At 67.4% G+C, this 26,618-nt stretch carries 17 protein-coding genes and 1 pseudogene; 10 read left to right on the top strand and 8 right to left on the bottom strand.

What is annotated here, in order from left to right; all coding sequences use genetic code 11:
• Window positions 1–10: 10 nt before the first annotated feature.
• Entirely contained in the window at window positions 11–673 is a 663-nt protein-coding gene (locus A5784_RS27345) for a sensor domain-containing protein (RefSeq protein ID WP_064947997.1), read from the top strand.
• Window positions 674–676: 3 nt separating this feature from the next.
• Here A5784_RS27345 and stpK7 read toward each other — a convergent pair whose 3' ends face one another.
• From stpK7 to A5784_RS27330, 3 genes are all read right to left on the bottom strand, one after another.
• Window positions 677–2,482, bottom strand: coding sequence for a serine/threonine protein kinase StpK7 (stpK7, locus tag A5784_RS27340; protein ID WP_064947996.1), 1,806 nt, complete (start codon window positions 2,480–2,482; stop codon window positions 677–679).
• 83 nt (window positions 2,483–2,565) lie between these two features.
• Entirely contained in the window at window positions 2,566–4,197 is a 1,632-nt protein-coding gene (locus A5784_RS39365; RefSeq protein WP_082945100.1) for a DUF4407 domain-containing protein, read from the bottom strand.
• 138 nt (window positions 4,198–4,335) lie between these two features.
• On the bottom strand, window positions 4,336–5,766 hold the full coding sequence (locus tag A5784_RS27330; protein WP_156750804.1) for an RNA-guided endonuclease InsQ/TnpB family protein: 1,431 nt from the start codon (window positions 5,764–5,766) through the stop codon (window positions 4,336–4,338).
• A gap of 286 nt (window positions 5,767–6,052) precedes the next feature.
• Here A5784_RS27330 and A5784_RS27325 point away from each other — a divergent pair, with 286 nt between their 5' ends.
• A complete protein-coding gene (locus tag A5784_RS27325; protein WP_064947993.1) occupies window positions 6,053–8,428 on the top strand; it encodes a lysylphosphatidylglycerol synthase transmembrane domain-containing protein in 2,376 nt (791 codons plus the stop codon).
• Here A5784_RS27325 and A5784_RS27320 read toward each other — a convergent pair.
• Window positions 8,425–9,144 carry a hypothetical protein gene (locus A5784_RS27320; protein ID WP_156750803.1) on the bottom strand — a complete coding sequence of 240 codons (720 nt, stop codon included), beginning with the start codon at window positions 9,142–9,144 and terminating at the stop codon, window positions 8,425–8,427. The two genes, A5784_RS27325 and A5784_RS27320, sit on opposite strands and share 4 nt — an antisense overlap.
• A 67-nt stretch (window positions 9,145–9,211) precedes the next feature.
• On the opposite strand from A5784_RS27320, the gene A5784_RS27315 reads away from it, so the two are divergent.
• Window positions 9,212–11,164 carry an SNF2-related protein gene (locus A5784_RS27315; protein ID WP_064947991.1) on the top strand — a complete coding sequence of 651 codons (1,953 nt, stop codon included), beginning with the start codon at window positions 9,212–9,214 and terminating at the stop codon, window positions 11,162–11,164.
• A gap of 26 nt (window positions 11,165–11,190) precedes the next feature.
• Here A5784_RS27315 and A5784_RS27310 read toward each other — a convergent pair whose 3' ends face one another.
• Window positions 11,191–11,934 carry an MSMEG_1198 family transcriptional regulator gene (locus A5784_RS27310; RefSeq protein WP_064947990.1) on the bottom strand — a complete coding sequence of 248 codons (744 nt, stop codon included), beginning with the start codon at window positions 11,932–11,934 and terminating at the stop codon, window positions 11,191–11,193.
• Between the two features lie 189 nt (window positions 11,935–12,123).
• On the opposite strand from A5784_RS27310, the pseudogene A5784_RS27305 reads away from it, so the two are divergent.
• The 3 genes and pseudogenes from A5784_RS27305 to A5784_RS27295 form a co-directional block, all read left to right on the top strand.
• A pseudogene (locus A5784_RS27305) lies at window positions 12,124–12,348 on the top strand (LuxR C-terminal-related transcriptional regulator); the annotation flags it as partial.
• Between the two features lie 110 nt (window positions 12,349–12,458).
• Window positions 12,459–13,208 (top strand): hypothetical protein, encoded by a 750-nt coding sequence (locus A5784_RS27300; protein ID WP_064947989.1) that lies wholly within the window; start codon window positions 12,459–12,461, stop codon window positions 13,206–13,208.
• A gap of 15 nt (window positions 13,209–13,223) precedes the next feature.
• Entirely contained in the window at window positions 13,224–13,823 is a 600-nt protein-coding gene (locus A5784_RS27295) for a hypothetical protein (protein ID WP_064947988.1), read from the top strand.
• Window positions 13,824–13,833: 10 nt separating this feature from the next.
• On the opposite strand, the gene A5784_RS27290 is transcribed toward A5784_RS27295, so the two are convergent.
• A complete protein-coding gene (locus A5784_RS27290; protein ID WP_064947987.1) occupies window positions 13,834–16,080 on the bottom strand; it encodes a sensor histidine kinase in 2,247 nt (748 codons plus the stop codon).
• A gap of 59 nt (window positions 16,081–16,139) precedes the next feature.
• On the opposite strand from A5784_RS27290, the gene A5784_RS27285 reads away from it, so the two are divergent.
• Window positions 16,140–16,835 carry a response regulator transcription factor gene (locus A5784_RS27285; protein WP_082945099.1) on the top strand — a complete coding sequence of 232 codons (696 nt, stop codon included), beginning with the start codon at window positions 16,140–16,142 and terminating at the stop codon, window positions 16,833–16,835.
• Here the strand turns inward: A5784_RS27285 and A5784_RS27280 are convergent.
• Both A5784_RS27280 and A5784_RS27275 read right to left on the bottom strand, forming a co-directional pair.
• Window positions 16,832–18,322 (bottom strand): DUF7937 domain-containing protein, encoded by a 1,491-nt coding sequence (locus tag A5784_RS27280; protein WP_064947985.1) that lies wholly within the window; start codon window positions 18,320–18,322, stop codon window positions 16,832–16,834. The two genes, A5784_RS27285 and A5784_RS27280, sit on opposite strands and share 4 nt — an antisense overlap.
• A 62-nt stretch (window positions 18,323–18,384) precedes the next feature.
• The gene (locus A5784_RS27275) at window positions 18,385–20,640 is read right to left on the bottom strand and encodes a DUF7159 family protein (RefSeq protein WP_064947984.1); all 2,256 of its coding nucleotides are present in this window, start codon (window positions 20,638–20,640) and stop codon (window positions 18,385–18,387) included.
• Window positions 20,641–21,181: 541 nt separating this feature from the next.
• Here A5784_RS27275 and A5784_RS27270 point away from each other — a divergent pair.
• The 3 genes from A5784_RS27270 to A5784_RS27260 are packed head-to-tail and all read left to right on the top strand — an operon-like array spanning window position 21,182 to window position 26,596.
• Entirely contained in the window at window positions 21,182–21,847 is a 666-nt protein-coding gene (locus tag A5784_RS27270; RefSeq protein WP_064947983.1) for an RDD family protein, read from the top strand.
• Window positions 21,848–26,281, top strand: coding sequence for an FtsK/SpoIIIE domain-containing protein (locus tag A5784_RS27265; RefSeq protein ID WP_064947982.1), 4,434 nt, complete (start codon window positions 21,848–21,850; stop codon window positions 26,279–26,281).
• A 51-nt stretch (window positions 26,282–26,332) separates the two neighbouring features.
• The gene (locus A5784_RS27260) at window positions 26,333–26,596 is read left to right on the top strand and encodes a WXG100 family type VII secretion target (RefSeq protein WP_029371396.1); all 264 of its coding nucleotides are present in this window, start codon (window positions 26,333–26,335) and stop codon (window positions 26,594–26,596) included.
• The last annotated feature ends 22 nt before the right edge of the window (window positions 26,597–26,618 follow it).

Genomic DNA, 26,618 nt, shown 5'->3' with positions numbered 1-26,618 from the left:
AGGTGAACTGATGAGCAAAACCGGTGCTGCCCTGGCCCTGGCGGGACTGCTGGTGGTGACCGGGTGCACCCGCACCGTGCACGACGTGGCCACCCCGCAGGTCGATGTGCTGGGCAGCATGCTGGCCAGCGAATCCGAACTCAACACCATCATGAGCACCACGGGCCTGCGCTCGAAGACCGCGCTGCGCCAACCCGCCAAGCTCGACGCCGGCGAACGTGCGTCGCGCCCCGAGTGCGTGCCCGTCATCGGCAACGCCATGGATTCGGTGTATCAGGGCAGCGGTTACACGAACTTCCGCGAAACCCAGTTCGCCGATGACACCGACAGTTTGGAAGTCGACCAGGCGGTCGCGATGTTCGACACCCCCGCCGCCGCCCGCGCCGTCGCGGCGAAGACGGTCGGGCTGTGGCGCCAGTGCGCCGGCGACACGCTGTCCATGACCGATGGCGGCAGCAGCAAGTCCTATCAATACGTCATGGCCGCGCCCGGGCGGGTCGACGGCGTCGACGTGACGCACGACGAGCGACCGGATTACCCGGGGTACGGCGACCGGCGCGCGGTTCTGGTTGCCGACAACGTCGTCGTCGACGTCCGGATCAGCGGCACCGACGTCACCGACAACCAGGTCGTCCAGCTGGCCAAGACCATCGGCGGCCGCAACTCACTCTGAGCGTCAGTGCAGGGCGCCGTTGATCACCGGGTGATCGATCATGCCCTTGTCCAGGCCCCATTTGGTCACGATGGTGCGGTATTCGCCGGTCGCGATGAGCTGCTCCAAGGCCTGCCGCAACGAATCGGCGAGCGCGGAGCCCTTGGCCACTGGCCAGCCGTACGGCGCGGAGTCGAAGACCTCACCGGCGGGCTGCAGCGCCCCGCCGCTGAGCTTGATCGCGAACCCCGTCACCGGCGAATCCGCCGTCATCGCGTCGGCGTCCCCGGCGACCAGTGCGGCGGTGACCTCGTCCTGGCGGGTCAACTGCACCTTCTGAATCGGCGAGAGGCCGGCCGCCACGCAGGTGTCGCTCTTGGCCGGGATCTCTTTGGTGTCCTGAATCGTGCCGTACTTCACCGCGACCCGCAGACCGCACGCCGCCGTCGGGTCCACGCTCGACCCGGTGCGCTGCGCCCAGAGGGTGCCCGCGTTCAGATAGGTGACGAAGTCGGCCTGCCGTTCACGCTCGGCGGTATCGGTCATCGCCGCCATCCCGACGTTGAAATTGCCGTCCCGCACCGAGGGCAGCACGCCGTCGAAGCCCGTCTCCCGGAAGTCGGGCGTCAACCCGAGCACTCGAGTCATCGCTTTCATCAGGTCGACGTCGAAGCCGATGAGGTCACCGCCGGAGTTCTTGAACTCGAGTGGTGCGTAGGGCACGTTGACGCCGATGACCAGGCGTCCGGTGTCGCGGATCTGCTGCGGCACCGTCGCGGCGATCGCCGGGACCGCGCCTGACGGCTCAGCCACCCGACCGGAGGCCGACGACGTGTCAGCCAGCCCGGGCCCCCGATTGCCGCCGCGCAACTGCCAGACCCCGACCGCGCCCACAGCAGCCACCACCACCGTCGCAGCCGCGATGGCCAGTAGCTTTCGCGGCAACCGGACCCCTGGCCGCGCCTTGACCCGCTGGGCCGAATGGCGCCCCGAGCGGCCCGTGGTACGGACCGGCACGCTCAGCGCGTGGCGTGCGGCGGCCGCCAACTCGCCCGCGGCCTGATACCGCTTGGCCGGCTTCTTGGCCATGCCTTTGGCGATGACCTCGTCGAACGCCGCGAGCCGGGGATCGATGGCCGACGGCCGCGGCACCGGCTGCACCATGTGCCCGGCGATCTGCTGTTCAAGGCTGTCGACCGGATAGGGCCGCGCGCCCGTCAGGCATTCATAGAGCACACATGCCAGCGCGTAGATATCTGACCGCGGATCGGTCTTGCCCGCTGAGTCGAACCGCTCGGGCGCCATGTAGGCCAGCGTCCCCAGGGTGTTGCCTGCCGTCGTCATGCCCGCCTCGCCGGCCGTGCGCGCCAGACCGAAGTCGATCAAATACACGAAGTCGTGGTCGGTGATGAGAATGTTCGACGGTTTGACGTCCCGATGGATCAGGCCCGCGTGATGAGCGGCGTCGAGCGCATCGGCAACCTGCTCGACGACGCTCACCGCGAACGCCGGTTTCACCGGTTGCTCGGCCTTGGCCAGGATGGCCCCGAGGTTGCGGCCCTCGATCAGACGCATGTCGAGATACAGGCGGCCGTCGATCTCGCCGAAGCCGTGGATGGGCACCACATGCGGATCGTTGACGCCGGCCGCGGCGTGCGATTCTTTGCGGAATCGCTCCTGGAACGAGGCGTCTTGCGCCAGGTGTGCGGGCAGTACTTTGAGCGCGACGATGCGATCGGTGTTGGTGTCGAAGGCCTCGTAGACCTCGCCCATACCGCCGCGGCCGATCAGCTTTCGCAGCTGATAGTGGCCAAAGGGTGTCGTCTCCACCGCTTTCCCTCTCGGCGCGGGCCCCTGCGCCGCTGTGTCGATCGAAGTTACATCACCGAGGGCGCATGTGTCTCCGAGGCGGCTTACGCGGGTGGTAATTGCCGCGGGCCACTCGAATCAGATAGCTGGCCGCGCTCGCGCCCGCCGCCGAGCGCCGAACCCCGCTGGGATTCGATACGCCCGCTCGGGACGTGCGTGGGCCAGGCTTCGGCGAAGGGGTCGGCGGCGGCTGTCGGGGTCGCCGCAGAGGCCGGTTGCGCCTCGGTCTCGACGGTGACCTTGTGCGTGCGTTTGACGGTGAGGTGGATTTCCTCGGTTTCCTCGAAGACCTGCCGGATGGGCTTGGTGGCGTTGTCGATGGCACCGGCGACGATCGGCGGCACGAACGGCCGCAGCCAGCGCACCGCGGCCTTGGTGACATCGGGAATGACGGGAATGTTCGGAATACCGGGAAGTGCCGGGCCACGCTTCGGCTGAACCGCCTCAGCGGAGGTGTCCAGCTGTCCCGTCTGGGCCGGAACCGGGAGGTGGTCGCCCTCGGTGTCCTGCGCCGCGAAGCTCGCGGCCTCGGCCGCAGCCGCGATCGGCAGGTACAGATCGGCGACCGGCTCGGCGGGCGTCGCCTCGATCAGCTCGGGCCGCGGCTCTTCGACCGGCCGGTGCGCCGTGACGGGCCGCGGGGGCACCTGCGCCTGCAGCGGCTCGGGCATCGGTGCGTCGAGCGCCGCGACGACCCGGCGGCGCTGCTGTTCGCGGTCGATCTCGTTCTGCGCCTCGATGGCCAGTTGCGCGCGGGTCAGCTCTTGCTCGGCCCACATCTCGTCGATGGTCGCCCGCACCTGAGCACGTTTGACGGCGATCGCGGTGTCGGCGTCGAGCTCGGCGCGTTCCTGTTCGGCGCGGGCATCGTCGACGCGCTCGGGCGTCGTCTCCCCTCGCCACAAGCGCAGGATCAGCGGCAACGCGCTCAGCAGCACGAAGAACCCGACCACCAACAGCCGCAGCGCGAGCGCACCCGGATGGCTGAAGGTGTAGCTGTTCATCGCGAGCCACCGCGCGCCCACGCCGCCGGCCGTCGCCGCCGCGCGGGCCTGCGCGAGCGTCTGCTCCCCCGCCGAGATCTGTGCGTCCAAGCCGGCGGCCCGGCCGTCCCGGTCAGCGACCGCGGTATCCAGATCCCGCTGGGTGTCGGCGAGGAAGTCGTCGGCAGTGCGGGTCTCGGGGCCGGCGCCCGGCACTCCGGTGATGCGGACCTGCGGGCACTGCGGAGACGGGTTGAATTCGCAGCGCGCCACCACCAGCGCCTCGTCCCGGCGCTGGGCCGCCTGCGTGACGGCGTCATCGAGCTTGCTCCGGGCCGCCCGCGCCTGATCCAGCTCGGCAGCGGCCGTGGTGACAGTCGGCGCGGCCGACGCCTGCTCGGCCAGCACCCGGTCGATCGAGCCGCCGAACACCACCATGGCCGCGAGCTCACCGACCACCGCACCGACCGCCACGGCGACAGCCAAGCGTCCGACCACCGCCGAGCGTCCGCCCGAGACCGCCCAACTCGCGACGCCGAACACGACGCCGACGATGACGCCGACACCGATCACGGCTGCGGTGGGCCACCGGGTGGCACCCGACAGCGCACCGATGACGGCCAGCGTGGCCAGCACAGTGCCGAGCACAAGGACCGCGGCGACAAGAGGTTCAGGTATTCGACGGGCACGCATCTAAGGCTCCAATGAGTTCGGTGTGCTGTGCGCCAAGCGGATTCGTCACGCCGGTGCGTCAATACGCCGATCCTCTCATAAAGCGTGTCGGACGACTTGGTTGAGTGTTCGGCACCGCCCTTCTCGGGCGTCGTCAGTTCACGCCGCGGGCGCAGTGTGAACGTCGGTTCCCGCGTCAACCGGGCTGGTTTCACCAACACGAGGGTGTTGGTCAGCGCCGTCCCGTCGGCGGACATTGGTGGCCCGGCCTCCTGCTTTGGGGTCCGGGGATCGGTGAAGGTTGTAATGGGCCTGACCCCATCGGGCCAGGTTCGTCGCCGCATTCCGGTCACGGTCGGCCGAATACCCGCAACCGCATGTGAACACCCGATCTGCCAGCGTCATCGCGCTGTTAACTGCCCCGCAGTGGGGGCACAGACGGGTCGACGGGTACCAGCGGTCGGCTTCGATCAGCTGACCACCGCGCCATACCTGTTTGTAAGTGAGCAGCCGGGCGAACTCCGACCAGCCGGCATCGGAAATCGCGCGGGCCAACCGATGGTTGCGCAGCATTCCGGTGACATTAAGGTTCTCAATTACGAGCCGGTCGTGGGTCTTGACCAATTCGTTAGACACCTGGTGCAGGAAGTGGCGGCGCATATTGGCGACACGGTGATGATGCCGGCCCAACCTGGCAACGGCATCCTTACGATGATGTGATCCCTTCTTCTTGCGTGACAACGACTTCGACAATCGTCGCTGCTGTTTGAGCCCGGCGGACAACGCTTTTGGCGCGTTAGTGACGCGTGCGACCTCGGTACCGTCGGCGGTGGCGGCCACCAGAAACGTGGTCAAGCCGAGGTCCACGCCCACCCAGCCGTCCTCGGTGACGCGGTCACAAACCGGGTGCTGTTGCGCCGGATGCAGGTCGGCAGCTTCGACGTTGAGCGCGACCCACCACCGTCCTCCGCGACGGCTAATGGTGGAGAACAGGATTTTCGCCCGCCCGGTGGCGAGCATGCGTCGCAACCTACGGGTGTCGTCGCGCACAGCGATCGAACCCACGCCGGGCAAGGTCACCGAGCGGGGCCGGTTGTTATCCCCGACTCGAATCGCCGCTGGTTTGCCTTTCGCGTGCTTATTGCGCAGCCGAAACGACGCGACGTCGCCTGCCTTCTTCTTGAACCGCGGGAAACCAACCCGACTACCTTTCCGCTTGCCACTACGGGAGTTTGACCACGCGGTCAGGCCCTTGCTCACGTCGACGGCGGCTTCCTCGAAAACCTGCTGATACACCTCACGACGCCATGCCAGTCCGGTCACCGTTGTCTCGGCCACACCGTCGCCGTCGACAGTGAAGACCCGGCCTGCGGCCTCGGACTTCTTCCAGGCGTTGAACGTGTTGATCAAGTCGAAACCGGTCCATGGCACTTCGACGCTGGGATCGGTTTTGCGGTTAGTGAGCGCAGCTTTCACAAACTGTAGGCACTGGTTAAACGCGAAGCGAGATGCCCCGGCATGCCGTGCCAACACCTCGTACTGCTCGACCGTGGGATCCAGACAGTAGCGGAATGTGGTGTGTCGACTCATCACGATCAGCGTTCCACCGCCCACCGACAGACAACATTATGGTCCGCGAGGACGGCTAGCTGCCGGGACCACCACCAACAGCCATGAGAACAGAAATCCTGTCCACGGCAGCGCTACGGGTTCCATCTGCCCACACCACTTGGACACATCTCGTCGGATTGGCCGTACCCAATCATCCGAGGAACACGGCATTACCCGCCGCAGCTCGAGCGAGTATCTCGACAGCCAATGACCGGTATCGACGATGCAGCCGGTTACCTTTGTCGCGAGCCGCGAAAGGGGGAACATGCGCGTTGACGGACGGGATATCACCGTCACCGGCAGCCTGCTGCAACCACTGACCCGGCGTACCAACGACATTCTGCGCCTGGCGATGGCCACCTTGTTCCTCGCGACGGTCATCACCAGCTCGCTGATCACCCGCTACGAGTGGGTGGCGCTCGAGCGGTCGATCTCCCGGATCGTCGGCGTTCTCACGCCCACCCAGTCCAACCTGGTGTACCTGGCCTACGGCATCGCGATTCTGGCGCTGCCGTTCATCATCCTCGTCAGCCTGGTCCTCTCCCGGCAGTGGAAACTGCTCGGCGCCTACGCGGCAGCCGGTCTCATCGCGATCCTCTCGCTGTCGATCACCGGCAACGGCATCGCCGCGCCGCAATGGCATTTCGACCTGACCGACCGGCTCGACACCCAGCTTTCGCAGTTCCTCGACGACCCACGCTGGATCGCGATGCTCGCGGCGGTGCTGACCGTGTCGGGCCCGTGGCTCTCACGGCGGCTGCGCCGCTGGTGGTGGACGCTGCTGCTGGCCTTCGTGCCCATCCATCTGGTGGTCAGCGCCGTGGTGCCGGCCCGCACGCTGCTCGGCTTGGCGGTCGGCTGGTTCGTCGGCGCGCTGGTGGTCCTGGTCGTCGGCACTCCCGCGCTGGAAGTGCCGCTCGACGGCGCCGTGCGCGCATTGGCGCACCGCGGTTTCACGGTGTCCTCATTCACCGTGTTACGTCCCGCCGGCGCCGGGCCGCTGCTGCTCAACGCGGCGTCGCCGGACCCTGCCGCCACCGCGGTGGTCGAGCTCTACGGGCCCAACCAGCGCAGCGGCGGCGCGGTGCGCCAGCTGTGGAGCAAGTTCCGGTTGCGCGCCAACGAAACCGCGCCCCTGCAGACATCGATGCGCCGCGCCGTCGAACACCGCGCGTTGATGGCGATCGCCATCGGCGACCTCGCGCTGGCCAGCACGTCGACGATGTCGGTGGCTGCGCTGGAACGCGGCTGGACGCTGTATGCACACAATCCCAAACGCGGCCTCCCGCTGGACAAGTGCACCGACGAGGTAGGCGTGCAGAAGGTATGGAACGCCTTGCGCATGCTGCACGACCACCAGATCTCCCACGGAGACCTGCGCAGCCGCGAGATCACCGTCGAGGACGGCGCGGTGCTGTTCGGCGGATTCGGCAGCGCCGAGTACGGGGCCACCGACACCCAGCTGCAATCCGATATCGCACAGCTGCTGGTGACCACCTCGGCGCTGTACGACGCACCGTCGGCGGTGCGCGCGGCGATCGAGGCGTTCGGCCGCGAGACCGTGCTGACCGCGTCCGGCCGGCTGACCAAAGCCGCGGTGCCGGGCCGGGTGCGCGACGCTGTCCCCGACGCGAAGGCCGTGATGGCCCGGGCCCGCGACGAGGTGAAGCACCAGACCGGCGCCGATCAGATCCAGGCCGAGACCATCACGCGGTTCACCCGCAACCAGGTGATCCAGCTGGTGCTGCTGGTCGCGCTGGTCTACGTGGCCTACCCGTTCATCAGCACCGTGCCGACGTTCTTCTCCGAGCTGGGCACCGCGAACTGGTGGTGGGCGCTGCTCGGGCTGACGGTTTCGGCGCTGACCTACCTCGGAGCCGCGGCCGCGCTGTGGGCGTGCGCCGACGGACTGGTCAGCTTCCGGCACCTGGCGATCATGCAGGTGGCCAACACCTTTGCTGCGACGACGACACCGGCCGGCGTGGGCGGTCTGGCCCTGAGCACCCGCTTCCTGCAGAAGGGCGGGCTGAGCACGCTGCGTGCGACGGCCGCGGTGGCCCTGCAGCAGACCGTGCAGGTGATCGTGCACGTGCTGCTGCTGATTGTGTTCACGACCGCCGCGGGCGCACGGGCGGACCTGTCGCACTTCGTTCCGTCGGCGACCGTGCTGTACCTGATCGCGGGCCTGGCGTTCGGTTTGATCGGTGGGTTTTTGGCGGTTCCGAAGCTGCGGCACTGGCTCGCGACGGCCGTGCGGCCGCGGCTCAAGGAGGTGACCGACGATCTCGTCGATCTGGCCAAGGAGCCCAAGCGGCTCGGCCTGATCGTGTTGGGCGCGGGGGGAACGACTCTCGGTGCCGCACTCGCGCTGTGGGCCAGCGTCGAGGCGTTCGGCGGGACCACCTCGTTCGTCACGGTCACCGTCGTCACGATGATCGGTGGGACGCTGGCGTCGGCGGCCCCGACGCCCGGCGGCGTCGGCGCGGTCGAGGCCGCCCTCATCGGTGGTCTGGCCGCGTTCGGGTTGCCTGCCGCGATCGCCGTGCCCGCGGTGCTGCTCTACCGGGTGTTGACGTGCTGGCTGCCCGTTTTCGTGGGGTGGCCCGTCATGCGCTGGCTCACCAAGCACGACATGATCTAGCGGGCGTCACCGCGGACCGAGGCGTTGGCGCGGTGCATGTCGGCGGCGAGCCGTTCCATCAGATCCCGCAGCGGGGAATCCGGCAACTGCGCACCGGCCTCGAAGCTGTCGCTGAGGTCCAGGCCCGCGCGGGCGCACTCCATGAGCGTCCACGGGATTCCGGTGTCTCCGACATCCAGGTGCTCGCGGATGGTGTCGACCGTCCGCAACTGCAGGCGGTCCATCTCGGCAACGGTCGACACGATGCGGTGCTCGTGACGGGCGCGCGCGACAGCTTGGCGTTCCGGGGCGCCCCGCGTGTCGCATCCGACCGCAACGCCTCCGTCGGCTTGCACGATGAAACCGTCGGCGGTGGCCGTCGCCTCCGCGTCGAGCTTGTCGGATTCCAGCGTCTGCATGCCGTCGATGCAGTCGGTCACCGTCGTCAGCGCCGCCATCACGCGGTCGGCGAGTTGCTCGCGACGCGGCTCGGCCCGGTCTCCTGCCTCGCGGTCGGCCAGCCCCTTCACCAAACCCCGCCGCGCGCACGTCGCTGTCCTCGACGTTTCCGACATTGAAAGCACGGGAAAGACGTGGGGCGGCCCGGTGATCGCCAGCAGTCGGTCGAACTCGACCACCAGATCCTCGACCTGGCTGCGCGGGAGCAACGGGTTGCGGGCCATCTCGCGGTACCGCCGCTCGGTGTCGGCATCGGTGGCCGAGGGATCCTCGTCCATGTCTTCACGGTAGCCGCAGGTGATTCGGCGCACGCGACGCGACGATGAAGTGGGATGATCATCAGTCATGGAGCGCGTCGACCTCACCGAACTGGTCAACCGCGCCGACGGCACTCTCGCCGACATCGGCAAACTCCGGGCCGAGGTTGCCGCGAACATCCGGGCCACCACCGACGCCATCGTCGCCAAAACCCTGCAGTCCGCGCCCGTCGACAGCGTGCGCGCCTATCTCACGCGTGGCGCCCGGCTCGGTGGTCTGGCCAACTCCCCGCAGTACCGCACCGTCGCCGATATCCAGTCGGTGCCGGCCCGGGCACTCACCCAGGTGCCGGGCGTCGACATCGCCACCGCCCAGGCGGTGCAGGCCGCGGCCCAAGCCAAGGCCGACCACCTCCGCGGCGGCGTGCGGCCGCGGTTGACCCCCGAGCGCGACACCGAGCTGGTCGGCAATCTGCTCGCGCTGAGCAAGGCCGACACATCCGTCAAGCAGCTGCGGCGGCTGCTGCCGCGGCTGCGCACCCGGGCCGCGGCGCCCCAGCCCGCGGCCGCCGACGCGGATGCCCCCGATGCTGCGGTCGCGAAGGTCGGCGAACTGATCGACCGCATCGAAGAAGCCCGCCAACCCGCATCGGACGTGTGGGCCGAATACCGCCGCGACCCCACCGGCGTCGACACCCTGCTCGGCGAATTCGCCTCGGGGACCACCATTGTGGATGCCCAGCAGGGATTCGTCGGCGCCGAGGTGACGGCGCAGGCCGAGCATGTGTCGCTCGATCGGTCGCTGCTGCGCACCCAGCTGCGCGGGTATCAGGCATTCGGGGCGCAGTACGCGTTGGCACGTCAACGCGTACTGCTCTGTGACGAGCTCGGGCTCGGCAAGACGCTGCAGGCCCTGGCGGTCGCCGCGCATCTCGCCGCGGCCGAGAAGATGCGGCACGTGCTGGTGATCTGCCCGGCCAACCTCGCCATCCACTGGGTCAACGAAACCGTCAAGCACACCGCTTTGACGCCGATCGAAATCCGCGGCAGCCAGAGCGAGGAACGCCTGGCCGAGTGGGAGGCCAAGGGCGGGGTCGCGATCGTCACCTTCGCCACGCTGGTGCGGATCACGCTCAAGGTGCGTCCCGGTCTGGTGATCGTCGACGAGGCGCATCTGCTGCGCGATCCGAAATCGGACCGGGCCCGCGCGGTGCGCAACGTGCTCACCTCCGAGAACCGCATCATGTTCCTGACCGGAATCCCGATGCACGGCCGCATCGACGGTTTCCGCAACCTGGTCGACTACCTGCAACCAGAAGTGGCCGCATCGGTGGCGCCCAATGCCGGCCTGCGGGGGTCGATCGGGTTCCGCCGCGCAGTAGACCGCGTGTATCTGCGCCGCGATTTCCGTGACGTGATCGACGAACTTCCGCTGCGCGTCTCGACCGAGGAATGGGTCAGGTTCGGACGGTCAGACCGGGAACGCTATCGGCGCGCGGTCGGCAGCGGTAACTTCACCGCGATCCGGCAGGGCGCGTGGCCGTCCGGGTCCCCCGAGCCGGCCGCCAAGCTCGACCGCCTGATCGAGTTGACTGCCGAGGCCCACATCAACGGCGCCCGGGTCGTGGTGTTCTCCCAATTCGTGCCGGTACTCGAGGTGATCCGGAAAGCCCTGCCCAGCAACGTGTTCGGCCCACTCGACGACACAGTGCCCGATCCCCGGGCGGTGATCGCCGAGTTCGCCGCCCACCACGGGCCTGCCACACTGCTGGCCCAGGTCGACTGCGGAGCCCTCGACCTGCGCAAGGTTCCGGCGCCGCTCGTCGTCATCCTCACCGAACCGCAGTGGCGCCCGCAGGTGGAACGCCAGATCATCGGGCGTACCCAGCGCATCAGCGAGCTGCCCACCGTCCGGGTGTACCGGCTGCTGGCCAGGAGCAGCATCGACGAGCCGATCCGCCGCCTCGCGCAGAGCCGCGACGAGGCCCCGCCCCATCAGGATCAGCTGGTGCGCGCCGAGCAGTCCCGACTCAGCAGATAGGGCAGCCCGCCCCGTCAATGTCGTTGCTATGAATCAGTATTCGGCGATCTCAGCACATCGGCGTGCCCGTTGCGCCTGCACCAACTCACGATGTAGCGGGCGTGCAGGCCGCACCACCGGTAGACGGCGGGCAACGTCAACGGCAGATCAGGATCGTGCTCACCACGCTGGACGATGATCGGCCCGAGATAGTGGGCGGTGACCTTGTTCGCGGTGTTGACCGCAACGCCCGCGGCCGCGGCCAGCGTGACGCCGTCAGTGCCCCGCCCCGCCGCGATCGCCCCGGCCAAACGTCCGGCCGTCTGCCCTTTGCGGCTGCGGAATGCCTCATACAGAGGAGGTTTGCGCGACGCGGGCACAGCAGCGATGTGTCGCCGGCCCACCGCGGCGTCGCGGACAAGCGTAGAAAGCTCTGCGGCACCAACAGACTTGGGAAACACCGCGGCGATCTCCGGACGCAACCTGGCCTCGTCCAACAGGTCGAATTCGATCGTGTGTCCCTGGGTCGCCAGGATCACCGGCGCCGGACGGTCTGCGGCACGCAGGATGTCGAGCACGTCGAGGCCGTCGAAGCTGTACTCCAGATCGGGGTGGTTCCACACCAGGTCGGCGATCACGACGTCGAAGCGAACCCTGCCGGCAACCTGTCGGCGGACATCGTCACGGTCCAACGCCTCTTCCACCGCGCCGCTCGGGAACGCGTTGACCAGCGCGGGCGTGATGATGCGAGCCAGCGGCGATGCCACCAGGATTCGAGGACTGCGGTCCATGATGAATCCTCCTACGCCCGGCAAGATCTTGCCCGAAGTTCTCGGTTTTTGACGTTTGCCGAACTCCAAGTCTGGCAAATAGGTGTAAAGATCACCTGCTTTTTCCTGTCGTCCGAACGGACGATAAAACCAAGTTTCAGGTTGAGAGGTGTCACGGATTTGTCTGATCTCGATATGACACCTGCGGTCCAACCCGAACTGGCGCCCCGCGAAGTCGAGGTGCTCGTCGCCTGGTTCCACACCGAAAGCAAAGAAGCGGTCGCCCGCCAATTGCACATCGCGCCCACCACAGTCCGCACCCACCTGCAACGGGTGCGAGCAAAGTACGCCGCGGTCGGGCGGCCTGCGAAAACCAAGGCCGCCCTCGTCGCGCGGGCCATACAGGACGGCCTGATCCACATCGACGATCTGTGAGCAGTCGGCTCGCCATTGTCATCCGTTGGACTGACAGTCAATCGTGGCACCAGATGGTGTGATTGGGTGGCATCGCCCGTGCCACACACAGCCTGCCCGAGGAGGTCCGTATGGGAGTGGTCGGCGCCGATGTCGATCAGATGCGAACCCTGGCACGCACGCTGCAACACGCCGCCGACCGCCTGGAGGCGGCATCGACCGCGGTGACCGGCTCACTGTCGGCAGTGCCCTGGCGTGGCCCCGACGCTGAGCGCTACCGGTCGCAGTGGCACGGCCAGTCCCGCGCGACGATGCGCAGTGTGGCGGGCGCACTGCGGGACGCCGCGAGCACCGTCGAACGCAATACCGGTGAGCAGGAACACGCCAGCGCCGCAGCGGGTTCGGCCATGGCCAAGTCGGCGCTGCAGGTCCTGCCCGGCGCGTTCGACCAGCAGCCCCTCAACCCGCTCGTCGGCATCCGGGATTTCCTCAATTCGAATGCGGTGTGGCCCATCACGTGGGGAACTCTGCTCGGCCGATACGACGAAGTCGGCGCCATTCCCCTCCTGGATGCGCTCGGACTCGCCGGGGATACCCGGCTGACGCCGGAGGAGAAGATCGGTGAGGCAGGCGATTCGCTGATCGACCTTGCCGGCGGACTGCTCAAGGGCACCGACACCCCGGTCGGCTACCTCTCGGGTGTGGCGCTGTCGCAATGGCGTGACGTCGCCGAGCAGGCTGCGCAGGCCGACTTCAGCGCCGGCGGCGTCAAGACCGTCACCGACTACATCGCCTCGGACCCCGGCGGCGCCTTCGACGCCGCCAAGGACGCCGTCGTCGGCTACGTGCCGAAATTGTTCTCGAATCTGGTTCCCTGGTAGAGAGGCCGATCCTGCGTGGATGACACCGCACTGCTGACCGACGACGAGATCGTCGCGCTCTGCGCCGCCGACGGGCGGCCGTGGCCCATCGGGCTGAGCACCGTGGCCGCGACGCCCGAGGAGTTCGCGCGGGCGGGCATGCGCGGCATGCGTTCGCTGATGGTGCGCCGGCTGGCTCGGGCCGACGCGGACCGCCCTGGCATGCGCCCGCACGAGATGATCGCTGACGACGTCGCGGCATTCCTGGACTCGACGCATCGCATCGGCGCGTATATCGCTCCGGCGTCGGATCATTCAGTTCTGGGCGGCGCATCGGTGACCGCTGCACAGACACCCGACGGCTGGGTGGTGGACACCACGACGGCAGCCGGTGTCCACGCCTTGCGTCCGGCATCCGCCGACGACGCCGCGGCGGCCGTCCTCGGGCTCGCTCAACAGACCTATGCCGGAACGGCTTTCACTGATGACGACGAGCGCGCGGCGTGGGTGTGTGTCATCCGATACAGATCCGATCTCCTCGCGGTCGGTTACGGATCGGTCAGCGGCACGGTCGACGGGAAGCCCGCCGAGCGGTGGGATCCCGAGGCGATGCGCACCATCTTCGGGGCGCCCTGACGATCACCCGTCATCTCGGTACCACGACATGGCGGATCAGCACCCACACCAGACGACCTGAAGTCACCACCTCGGCGCAGCCGGCGGACTCCAGGTCGGCGGCCAACTGCGGGTCGTCGGCCATCCCCTCGCAGACGATACTGACGCTGACCTCCGAATCCGTGCTGTTGACCACAAGCCGTATCGACGCGGGTGCGGCCTTCACGATCCGCGCCAAAGGCATGAGCAGCGTATCGATTTCGTCAGTTTCCAGTACCGGAAGGGTGCCCGCCAGGTCGATCGCCACGTCGATGCCGGACGACTCGGCGGTATCGACCAGCCGGCGGACCTGTCGCATGAGCGGGTGATCGAAGGTCGCCTCCTGGTCGAAAAGAGCGCGCAGCCGGCGAGATTCGGCACGCGCCGCGCGCTGCAGATCAGCGTCGGCGCTGCCGGCCCCGCTCAACTGACGCAGCAGCGGCAACACGTTGTCGACCAACCTGGCATACCGCCGCTGATACTCGTCACGCACTGCCCGACTCACCCGCTCCACGGCGACGAGCCGGTGATGCGCATCGGTCTCGGCATGTGCCTCGGCGGCAGCGCCCCGTACCAGACCGTTGAACAGCAGCGCAAACAACTGGACCGCGAGAATGCTTGCCGTCCCGAGACCGATGTTCACCAATAACGCCCAGTCCGGTCGACAGATCAGCTCGGCGACCGCCCCGAGCGTCCAGAACCCGACCAGGACAGCCGCGCCACGGCGGGTTGACACACCCAGCAGCAGCGGCAACGCGCACCAGCCGATCGCGTTCTGCGCCCAATGCGCGTAACCGCCAACCAATTCCGGTGGCAGCAGCAGAGGCTGCAGGACCGTCACAAGCATCAGAGCGCCGACTGCCGGCCGCGCGAAAGCCCAATACCCACGCACGATCCCGGGCACGGCGGTCAGCACCGCCCCGGCAGCGAGCAGGCTGAGAACAACGTCGGCCACACGCCCGCCGCCGGTCAGTTCGGCCTGTGGCACCGCGAACGCGAGATTCGCCAACGCGTAGCCCGTGAGGGCCAACCCGTATCGGATGCGCACGCGATCGATCAACCGATCCGGATCGGATACCGCCGGCTGCGCGTCGAGCTCGTCAGCGGCTTGTGGCCACCGCAATTCGATCGACGTGCCCGCCCCCGGTGACGACGTGATCTGCGCCTGCCCGCCGGCCCGGGCCATCCGGTCGATGATCGAATCCGTCACGCCGTGTCCGCTGCGGGGAACGTCGGGGTTGAACCCGACGCCGTCGTCCATGCACAGCAGGGCGTTGGGAGAGACGCTGATTCTCAACAGATTCGCCTCGGCATGCCGGTCCACATTGTTCATCACCTCCCGCGCCGCGGCGAGCACGAGCCGCCCGGTCTCACCCGGGAGCCAGACTGCACCCAACCCGTCGAACTCGACAGGCGTCACCAAATGCCCGGCCGCATCGCGTAGTTCGCCGACCAGCTCGAGGCGTTCCGGCGGCGCGATCCACGGACCATGTTGCAGGAGTTGAAGATCGCGGCGGGCCTGAGCGGAGAGCCGCTCGGGCGATGCGATCGCGCCCTGCCCGACCATCAGCAATGTCGAGGCCGCCGTATCGTGCAGCAAGGCCAGTTGCTCGCGATCGAATTCCCAGACCGCGTCATTGACCTGCTGAACCAGCTCGGCCGCGCGTCGCCCGGCCCGGGCCTGGCCCACCGCATCGGCGACTCGCAGCACCATCAGCCGAATCAGCGCAGACGTCGACCACTGCAGAGCGAAGTAGTACAGCGCCGCCACCGCCGTGACATGGCCCCACCCCACGACGTGAGCGCTCCCCCATGCATAGCCGGCGGCCACGGCGAGCGTGATGGGCAGGCTGACCCGAGCCGGCACCGAAACCGCGAAACTGATCACAGCTGTACCCGCAATCGCCTGTGGCGCACTGTTGGTCAGATAGAAGTACGGATCGGGCGCCAGCATCGGAATCGCCGCGCAGACTACGAGCACCAGCAGGAAGTCGACAGCCAGGGCGGCACGGCCGTGCGAGCGGGTGGCGATTCGGTAAGCCGACCACATCGCCACGATCACCAGCACCCAAGTTCCTGTGGGCAACCGTGCCGACGCCGGGTCGGCGAGGGTCACCAGCGCTACCACCAGACCCACGCAATTGCGCATCAGCAGCCCGACGGTGGCGGCGCGGCGCATCAAGTGACGCCGCGGAGCATCGGTCTGCAGCTGTGCCGCCGCTCCGTCCGATGCCACCATGAGAAGAACATAGATCGATTAGACTGACGTGCAAATCCCCCACCCGCATAGAGGTTTCGGTGCCCGACACAGCGACGCCACAACCCGCCAGCAGTCCCCCGCCCGTGACGGTCGCGGTGATCGATGACCACGATGTGGTGCGCGCCGGCATCGAAGCGTGGTGCGTGAATGCGGTCCCGCCGATTGAGGTGACCGGCTGCTTCAGCACGCCGGCCGAGTACTTCGCGCAGGCCACCGACCCCCCAGAACCGGTCGACGTCGTGCTCCTCGATCTCCAGATCGACGGCGGCAAGCCAGAATTCGACACGTTGCGCACATTGTCCGAATCCGGTCAGCGGGTGGTGGTGTATTCACATCTGACAGCCGACGAAGTCATCCTGACCTCACTGGACCTCGGCGCCGTCAGTTATCTGACCAAGACCGAGGGCAAACGTCATCTCATCGACGCCATCCACGCCGCGCAGTCCAGCACGCCCTATGTGGCACCCCGCATGGCCAAAGCCCTTCTCAACGACACCCGCCTCGGCCGGATCAGCTTGTCGGAACGCGAAAAAGAAGTCCTCATCGCCTGGTTCCAAACCGAGAGCAAGGAACTCGTCGGCAAGCGGCTCTACATTTCGCCGACCACCGTGCGCACCCATCTGCAGCGGGCGCGGGCGAAGTACGCGGGCGTCGGGCGGCCCGCCCCCACCAAGTCAGCGCTGCTGGCACGAGCCATCGAAGACGGCATCCTCAGCCTGAACGACCTGTCCTAGTCGTCGCGTTCGGCGCGTTGCGCCCCACCATAAGTGGTGCCTGCGGCGAACCGCCTGGTCGACTCGGCCAGCACCTGGGCCACGCGATCGTGAGCTGAATCCGTTGCGCTCGAAGCGGTCTGCGGCCGGGCGATCCGGATGGTGGCGGATTCGACGACCGGAGGCGCCGGGTGTTCGGCAGCCGGGACCGGTTGTTGCTCAATGGTTCGGATGCGCTCATTTCTGGCACCGGCCACAAGCGGAATCACCAGCAGAGCAAGCGCCAGCACACACAGAGTCACATCGAAGGTGCTGGTGATCTGCTGCGACAGGGTGTTGCCGTACACACTGTTGATATCGGACGCGTTGAGCGGCTGAACCCGTGGCACAAGCGCCTGCCCGACGATGACTCTCGACACCGTCAGCACGAACAGGATGCCGAACAGCAGAGGCATCACCAATCGTGGTGCCGCGCTTGAAGAGTTGTGGTTGATGAACAACCACATCGCCAGCACCGCGACCACCAGATCGAACGCCATCAATGCGGTGCTGTTGTACGGCGGGGCCGGCAGATCCAGCACCGAGGTCGACATCAGGTCGATGATCCGGAGCACCGCAGAGCCGCCACACCAGACAGCGATGAGCAGCAGGCACTTTCGCGCCGCACCGCGCCACTGGTCACCCGAGACAGACGCACCGAGCACGGTGCTGGTGCCGACGATCGCCGCGGCAGCCGCCCACGCCAGATATCCCTCGAACCCGACACCCGCGGTGGAAGTGTTCTGGGCGATGCCGTGGAATGCATCCAGGTCGCGACCCACCGGCAGGATCCACACCAGCGCTCCGCCGATCATGACCGATGACCCGAGCAGCACGGTGGCCAGCCGCGATACCGCCACCCCCGACATGAGCCAACGGGCGGCAATCACGATGGGCGCCAGCGCAACCACGCCGTACAGCAGCGCGGCAACGGCGACGACGAGGTTCTGCATCCCGGTATCTGCATTGCCGATCTCCGGCACCACGAATCGCGTGCGCCAATACAGGTTGAACGCGAACGCCCCGGCGGCCAGTACGAGCGACGCGATACCGATGACCCGCGACGTCCTGGCGCCGAACGATTCGTCCTCGGTTCCGGTGATGCTCGGCTGGGCGGCCAGCAGTGCCCCCGCCGTTCCCAGCCACGCACCCGGGCCGATACCCGGCGGGAGCGTGCCGGTGCCTCCATCGGAGACCGACTGGACGACGGTGACCGCCACAAATCCCACTGTCGCAAGGAGATACGGCACATTGAGCAGCAACCGCAGCCGATCCCGCGCAGCCAGGGCGCCGACGTGGCTGCACACCACCGCAGCCAACGACAACACCGTGACCACTGCCAGTAGGCCGAACACCCAGCCCGGTGTCGCCGCGATCCCCACGCCGCAAGAGATGCTCCACGGCAGCAGCAGGCCGGCGATCACGAGGATCCCGGCGAGCGCGTCCCGGATGAGATTGGCCCGATCCATCGCAGCGTTGGTAGCGAACACCGTTGTCGCGGCTTCGGCTTGATGATGTGTAGGCACAGGCTCTAACCCGATCCCGATCCGAACAGTCCGCCCCCATTGCCGCCGAACGGCAGCTGCGGCAGCAGTGGGATCTGCGGCAACAGTGGCACGGAGGGCGCGGACGGGGCTTCGGGAACCGGTACGGATGGGGCGGCCGGCGCCGGGACGTTGAACACCGGTATGGGCAGCTTGAAAACCGGTTCGGGCACCGACACCGGAGGCTCAGGAACCGATACGGGCGGATCAGGAATCTTGACCTGAGGCACCTGAATCGGCGCGTCCGGAATCTTCACCTGAGGCACCTGAATCGGCGCATCCGGAATCTTCACCTCGGGGACGGACACATCCGGTACGGGTGCCTTCACGACCGGCTTCGGCGACAGATCCGGCAGCGGCAGCAGGTTCGGGAGCTGCGGGGTCACATCGGGTTTCGGCGACAGGCCGGGCAGCGGCAACACGCCGGGCAACTGTTGCGGCACGTCCGGCTTGGGCAGCACGTCGGGAAGCCCAGCGGTGACGTCGGGTGTCGTGCCGAGCGCCGGCTTGACCGTACCGGGCGCGACACCGGCGGGATTCGGCAATACGGCACCAAGATCGGGTATGGCGCTACCGAAAATAGGTGCGCCACCCGATTTTCCGTTCGGAGCGGGCGCCGGAAGCGCCTCGATCACCTTGGTGTCGGGCGGCAGCACTTGCGCTGCGTCGACCCCGGTTTTGCCGGTTTGGAATATCTCAGCGGGGATGGCGCCGGCGTTCGAGACCGCCGACTTGGGCTGGTCGGTGCTGAACAGCGCGCCACGATTGCTCGGTACAGCGGCAACCAGCCCAAGGTCTTTGAGGCCTAGGCCGTTGTTGGGGTTGACCATGTCGGTCAGAGGTACGACGCGGCTGACATCCTGAGCGGCCTCGACGTTCTTTGCCGGGTTCTCCTGCATGTTGCCGAGCACCGACAGCACCTGGGTCATGTCGACCTTCGACAGATCGGGGATCAGCCGTGGCACGAAATCCGGGACCGCCTGCGGGATATCGGGGGTGAGCGGATCCGGCGGAACGGGCACCAGGGCTTGCGGGTCGGGAACACCCACAGTTCCGTCCCGGTAGATCTGAATCACCCTGGGTACCACGGCGTCAGCGCCGTTTCCGGACAAATTCAACGCCTTGGTCTGGAAGGTCCGCACGCCACCGGTGTCCACCCCGGGCGGCGGGGTGTTCTCGATGGCGGTCCAGTTCGGGCCGTCGGGAGTGACGCCCTGGCCCGGGGTCACCGGAAAGTACTTGCCCGGCACCGTTTCGTCCTGCATCCGGATGGCCTGTTGAGTGGCGGTGGGCCGGATGCTGATGGCCACGCTGACGGCCAAGGCGGCGAATCCGACCACCACGACGGCGGCTACCGTGCTGCCCAGCAGCAGCATCTTGGGACGCGGCGCCGCGGCGGTGGCGCCGTCGTCTTCTACTTCCTCGGGGTCGATCGCACTCAGCGGCCGCATCGGGGTCTGCAGCGGAACATCGGTGTCGGCATACTCGAAATCAGTGTCGAGGCCGCCGGTGTCGTCGACCTCCGAGTAGGCCAATTGCTGTGCCTGCGGGCTGAGCATCGTCTCTGCTGCGTCCAATTCGATGTCGGGCAGAGCAGCGGCGGCCGAAGGCAGTGACAGGGCGGCCAACGCCGCCCCGCGCGCCAAGATGAATTCAGGCTCATCGGGAAATCGCAAGGGAACCGTCGATGCCGCACCGACTTCGGTGGCCCACTGTGAAGCGGCCGGCTCCCCCAGCACGATCACACTCGTCGCGCCGCCGGGCTCCTCACTGAACCGCTCGAGCAGGGTCCGGTAGGCCGAGGCGTGATCGTCCTGCCGAATCGGTTCTACCGCGATGAGCGAGGTGGTGTCGGTATCGGAATCGACGATGGACAGCGCGGCCGTATCGCCCTCCGATGACAGCGAGGCGACCGTTTCGCCTGCCGCCAGCGACCGCACGGCAGCGATCAGCGCATCGGGGCGGGCCACCGCGGTCACATCCGTCATATCGGCGTCAACGAGGGCATTGACCAGCGTCTTCGCCTGCTCGGGGTCGCTGTCACAGATACGCGTGGCCACGACGCGGTGACCGGACTCGGCCAGCATGCGGTCGGTGGACACCAATGTGGAGACCAGTGCGCTGACGGGCTCGGCGCTCAGATCGACGGACGATTGGTCGATGACGTCGTGCGGCGCCGCCGCGTCGAGGAGCGCGATCCGCGCGTCGGCACCGACAACGGACACCCCGAGCATGACGTCCATCTAGCCCACCTCATTCATCAGGCTGCCGACCCAAACAGCACCGCCTTTGCTGGCGCGCGTGCTCACTGTAAACGCCAGGTCACGAACCGGCATCACCAACCTCCAAATAACTGCGCAGCGATCCTCACACCCGTACCTGGTTGCCGGATATCGGCCGTTCGGACGACGGCCCCGCCCAACCGCCGGGACGGGGAAGCGCGGCAGGCGTCGCCACGACGGCCAACAGGTGACAAATTGTTGCGTTGGGAAATATCGAGTTCGGTTAGACCACACCGGAAAGCGGAGTATCCCCCTCATCCGGGTCGCCTCGGTGTCGAAATTTGCCAACCGTCGACCCCGTCCACGGGGTTCGAGGGCTGGACATTCATACGATCGGCCGACAACGATTCGCTATCCGATCCGGCCGCCGGACATTACTGTTTCCTCAACCGATCACCCTGCCCGAGGCCTCCGGCGTCCGGAAGGCAGGCCTGTCGGTGTTGCCAGAACGGGCCACCCCGGCCCGCAACCACCCAAGGCCCGGGCCGAACGGAGATGGTCGATGCCAGGACAGCCGGCGAACGGTGCCCGGGTCGACTGCCCGAATTGCGGCTCTGCCCTGGCGGTCAATGCGCGCTTCTGCGGTACCTGTGGCCACACCGTGCAGATCCGCAGCAGCGTCCCGAATGACCCCTGGCCGCGACAGCCCACGGCGCCGGCCCCGGTCGATCGGGTGCAACCCGCCGGTCGCGGGGTCAGGTGCAGCGCGTTCCTGCTCGATATCGCCGCGATGATCAGTCCGGCGCTGCCGCTTGCCATTACGGGCGCGGCCCTCGGTGTGGCGGAGGTGATCTACATCGTCGTGCCAGTGGCGTTCGTGGCGGTCTGGGCCTGGCTGCAGATCCGCCAGGGGCTCACGGGGAACACCTTCGGAAAGTCGATGATGGGGCTGCGGGTGGTCCGGGCCACCGACAACAGGCCACCGGGCCTGGGGCCCTCGATCCAACGCAGCCTGATCTTCGTGGCGACGTGCGGGCTGGCCGCGCTTCCCGTACTGGTGCACCGAGCCGGGTTGCACGACCGGGCCAGCGGGCTTGCGGTGCTCGATGTGACGACGGGGGCAAACCCGCTCGGTCCGCGCCGGCAGCCGGCGCTGCGACGCTCCACGGATCGGGGACTCAACCAGGTTCGTTCGCCAATACCGCACCCCGTATCGAGGCGAGGTTAGATGCAGGCCAAATTCATTCTGCGCCGCGCCGATGGGAGCAGTGCGCAGGTCGCCATCACAGCTGACGCCACGGCATCGGTGTCAGATCTGGCCCACGCGCTCGTCGTCAGTGACCCCGATCAACGCAAGCGCCCGCCCAGCGGTGGTCTCACCCTCAAACTCGAAGACGCGGCGTTCGACAACAGCGCCGCCGGAAGACTTCTCGACCCCGGGCGCAGCCTCATCGACTCCGGTCTGCGATCAGGTTCAACCGTCAGCGTGTCCGCGGTGTCGCGGGTCGCACCGCGCAGGCGCCGGGGGCGGGCGGTGGCGGTTCTGCGGGTGCTGGACGGTCCCGACGCCGGGCTCGAATTCCCTCTGCCATCGGGCAATTCGTCAGTGGGTACCGGAATCACCAACGACGTGGCACTCACCGACCACGGGATCGCTGACGTGCACGCCGCGATCACCGTCGGGGAAAGCATCGAGATCGTCAACCTCGCTGGGCCGTCCGGCATTCGGATCGGCGGTCAGCCCGTGCAACGGGCTGACGTGGGCGCGACGGATGTCGTGCAACTAGCAGGTACGTCCGTCGCCGTGCTACCTACCGTGCGTCCGGGTACGACGCAAACCGACAGTGTCGCCATCGAATTCAACCGCTCACCGCGCGTCGTCGCCCGGTTCGACGAGCAGGAATTTGCCGCACCGAAGCCACCTCAGCGCCCCGAACCGGCCCATCTGCCGGTCATCTCGCTGGTCGCGCCGCTGATCATGGGTGTGGTGCTGTTCGCGGTGAGCCGCAGCCTGCTTGCCGTCGCGTTCATCGCGCTCAGTCCCCTGCTGATGCTCGGCATGTATATCGACACGCTGCTGCAGAGTCGCAAGAATCAGCGTCAGGAGTTACAGCGGTTCGGCGATGCCCTGCGAGCGCTGGCGGCCGATCTGACCGACACCCAGCGGGTCGAGCGCGCGGTGCGGCTCAGTGAGGCACCGTCGCTGGACCAGGTCGTCGAGGCGATCCACCGACTGGGCCCCCTGCTGTGGACCCACCGTCCGGAGCTACCCGGCTTTCTCAACGTGCGACTCGGTCTCGGAGACGCGCCGTCGCGGTGCCGTATCCAGTTGTCCGACATCGAGAACGCCGAAGCGAAGTACGCCGGGCAGCTCACCGAGTTGCGCGACGAGTTCGCAACGGTCACCGACGTGCCCATCGTGGCAGACCTCCGGGAATCCGGGGCACTGGGCATCTGCGGCACGCGTGGCGTCGTCGACGGGGTGGCCCGCGGAATCATCATGCAACTCGCCGGGCTGCATTCCCCTGCCGACCTGACGATCACCGCATTCGGCTCGCCGCAATCCAGAACGTCCTGGGAGTGGCTCGAATGGCTCCCGCACACCGGTTCGGTGCACAGCCCGTTGTCCGGCAACCATCTCACCGACAGCCTGGGCGGCGGCCAGGCACTGATGTCACGACTCGAGGAGCTGGTCAGACAGCGCCGCAGCGGTGAATCATCGGGGCCCGCATATGTTTTCGGCGGTCTCGACCAGCGCAGCGGCGACGACTCCCGGGCCCCGTCCATAACTCCGGCCGTGGTCGTCCTGGTCGAGGACACCGCACCCATCGACCGTTCCCGGCTGACCCGACTGGCCGAGCAAGGCGGCGCGGTCGGCGTGCACATCATCTGGGTCGCGACCCAGGTGGCCGGCCTGCCGGCCGCGTGCCGGACCTTCCTGCTCGTCGAGAACGAGTCGGCGGGCGCGACAGTCGGGCAGGTGCGTCACGGCCGGCACACGTTTCCGGTGGCCTGCGACAGCATCGAGATCGCCGACGCACGGCAGGTCGCTCTGCTGCTCGCACCGGTCGTCGATGTAGGCGCGGCAGTCGAGGACGAAACCGACCTGCCCCGCTCGGTGTCCTATCTGACGCTGGCAGGCACCCGGATGGCGTCGGAACCGGCTGCCATTGCCCAGCAATGGCTTTCCAACGACTCGGTGCTGATCCGCACCGGTGAACCGCACCCACGCAGCGGGCCCGCCGCCGGGTTGCGGGCTCTGGTGGGCTCCAGCGGCTCGGCCGAGGTGTACCTCGATCTGCGGGAACACGGCCCGCACGCCCTGGTCGGTGGTACCACCGGCTCCGGTAAGAGCGAGTTCCTGCAGTCGTGGATCATGGGCATGGCAGCCGCACACAGCCCGGATCGGGTCAGCTTCCTGCTGGTCGACTACAAGGGCGGCACAGCCTTCGCCGACTGCGTGCAGTTGCCACATACGGTCGGCCTGGTCACCGACCTGTCCCCGCACCTGGTGCGGCGCGCGCTGACGTCTCTGGGCGCCGAGATCCGCCGCCGCGAGCATCTCCTGAACACCAAGCGCGCCAAAGACTTGATCTCGCTGGAGCAGACCGGCGATCCGGATACCCCGCCGGCTCTGGTGATCATCGTCGACGAGTTCGCCGCGCTGGCGTCCGAGGTGCCCGAATTCGTCGACGGCGTCATCGACGTGGCCCAGCGCGGCCGATCACTCGGGCTGCATCTGGTCCTGGCGACGCAGCGCCCGGCGGGTGTCATCAAAGACAATCTGCGCGCCAACACCAATCTGCGGATTGCCCTGCGCCTCAACGATATCGATGACTCGCTGGACGTCATCGACGATCCGTTGGCCGCGCATTTCCCACCCGAGATCCCCGGCCGGGCGGTGGCCAAGACCGGCCCCGGCCGGTTGACCACGTTCCAGGCCGCCTACGTCGGTGGGTGGACCAGCGATCAGGCCGAGCAGGCGCCGATCGACATCTGGGAGTTCGTGTTCGGGCGACGCAGGCCCTGGCACAACCCGACCGCGGCCCAGGCTGCTCGGCGGCCCTCCGGGCCGACCGACATCGCCCGCGTGGTGAGCACCATCGGTGCGGCCGCTGCGCAGCTGCGCATCCCGCCGCCGCGTAAACCGTGGTTGCCCCCGCTGGGCGACACCTATGCGTTGGAAGAGCTTGTCCGGCAGGACAACAGCGGTGCGGTCGTGATCGGCAAGTGCGACGCCCCTACCGAGCAGGCCCAACCTCTCGCGATCTTCTCTCCGGATGAGTCCGGGAACATGGCCATCATCGGCACCGGCGGCGCGGGCAAGTCGACCGCCCTTCGGACACTGGCCATCTCGGCCGCGCTCAACCCCAACGACGGGCCCGTGCACGTCTACGCCCTCGACTTCGCCTCCGGCAGCTTGCGGATGCTCGAAGCCCTGCCGCATGTGGCCGCCGTCGTCAACGCCGATGACGAGGAGCGCATCGGCCGGGTGCTGCGTCGGCTCACCGCGCTGCTCGACGAGAGGTCACGCAAGTTCGCCAGGGTCAACGCATCGACCATCACCCAGTACCGCGAGCTGGCCAACCCGAGCGAACCCCGCATCCTGCTGCTGGTCGACGGCATCGGGCCCTTCCGCGACCAGTACGAACACATATCGCACACACCGTTTTTCAGCATGCTCAGTCAACTGGCCTCCGACGGCCGCATGCTCGGCGTCCACGTCGTCATCACCGCGGACCGCCCGGCCGCGATCCCGTCGTCATTGGCTTCGACTATGCAGCGGCGGCTGGTCCTGCGGTTGGCGTCAGATGACGACTACGTTCTGACCGGGGTTCCCACGGATATCCTCTCGGCCAAATCCCAACCGGGCCGGGCGATCACCGAGGGTGTGGAGATCCAGCTCGGCGTGTTCGGCGGGGATGCCAATGTGGCCGTACAGGCACGGGCCATCGAGCAGTTGTCCGAACGGATGCGGCAGCGCGGGTTCATCCCGCCCGAACCGGTCGAACGGCTCTCGGAGCACATCGAACTCGATGCGCTTCCGGCGACGACCGCCGCAGGAACCGCTGTGGTCGGTGTCGCCGACGAATCCCTGGCACCCATCGGCATCACCCCCGCCGGTGTGCTCATGGTGACCGGGCCGCCCGGCAGCGGACGCTCGACCGCGCTGGTGACGCTGGCGCAAGCGGTGCGCAGGCAGCATCCGAACACCCGCATCGTGCACCTGGCACCGGCGACATCGACCATCGCAGGCCTGGATGTGTGGACCGACACCGCCTGCGGACAGGACGAGGTGATCAGTCAGGTCAACCGGTTGGACACCGGTCCATCGAGCCTCATGGTGGTGATCGAGGGCGTCGCGAATTTCGGTGGGACAGAAGCCGAGAACGACCTCGCCGCAATGATCAAACGGCTCGGCGACACGGCATTCATCGTTGGCGAATCCGAGGTGTCGGGGTGGGGCCAGGCGTGGCTGCTTGCGCAACCGTTCAAGGCATCCCGACGTGGCCTGCTGCTGTGGCCCGGCGGGGTGGAATCCGAAAGCCTGCTGAGCACTTCGATCGGCATCGTGCGCCGCACTGACTTTCCGCCCGGGCGCGGAGTGCTCGTGGAACGCGGTAAGGGGGTGTGGTTACAGGTCGCACAACCTGTCATCTAGGCGGAAACACCCAACGTCATCAGTGCATCGCAACAACACAACGGAGGAATCATGGCACTTTTCGGGCAGGACATCGCACAGGTCCAGCAGCTGGCCACCCAACTCAACGCGAAAGCGTCCGACATCGAATCGGTCATCTCGCAGTTGACGTCCGCAGTCAACTCGGTCCAGTGGATGGGGCCGGACGCCGAGCGGTTCAAGTCGGACTGGCAGGGCCAGCATGTGCCGCAGCTGCGGCAGGTGGTCAGCGCACTGCAGACCGCATCGCAGAACGCCAACCGCAATGCCAGCGAGCAGCAGCAGGCGAGCTCGTAACCGACGATCGAATGAATCACCC

It is taken from the genome of Mycobacterium sp. 852013-50091_SCH5140682, assembly GCF_001665685.1.
GTDB lineage: Bacteria > Actinomycetota > Actinomycetes > Mycobacteriales > Mycobacteriaceae > Mycobacterium.
This window is presented reverse-complemented; position numbering and strand designations above follow the sequence as displayed.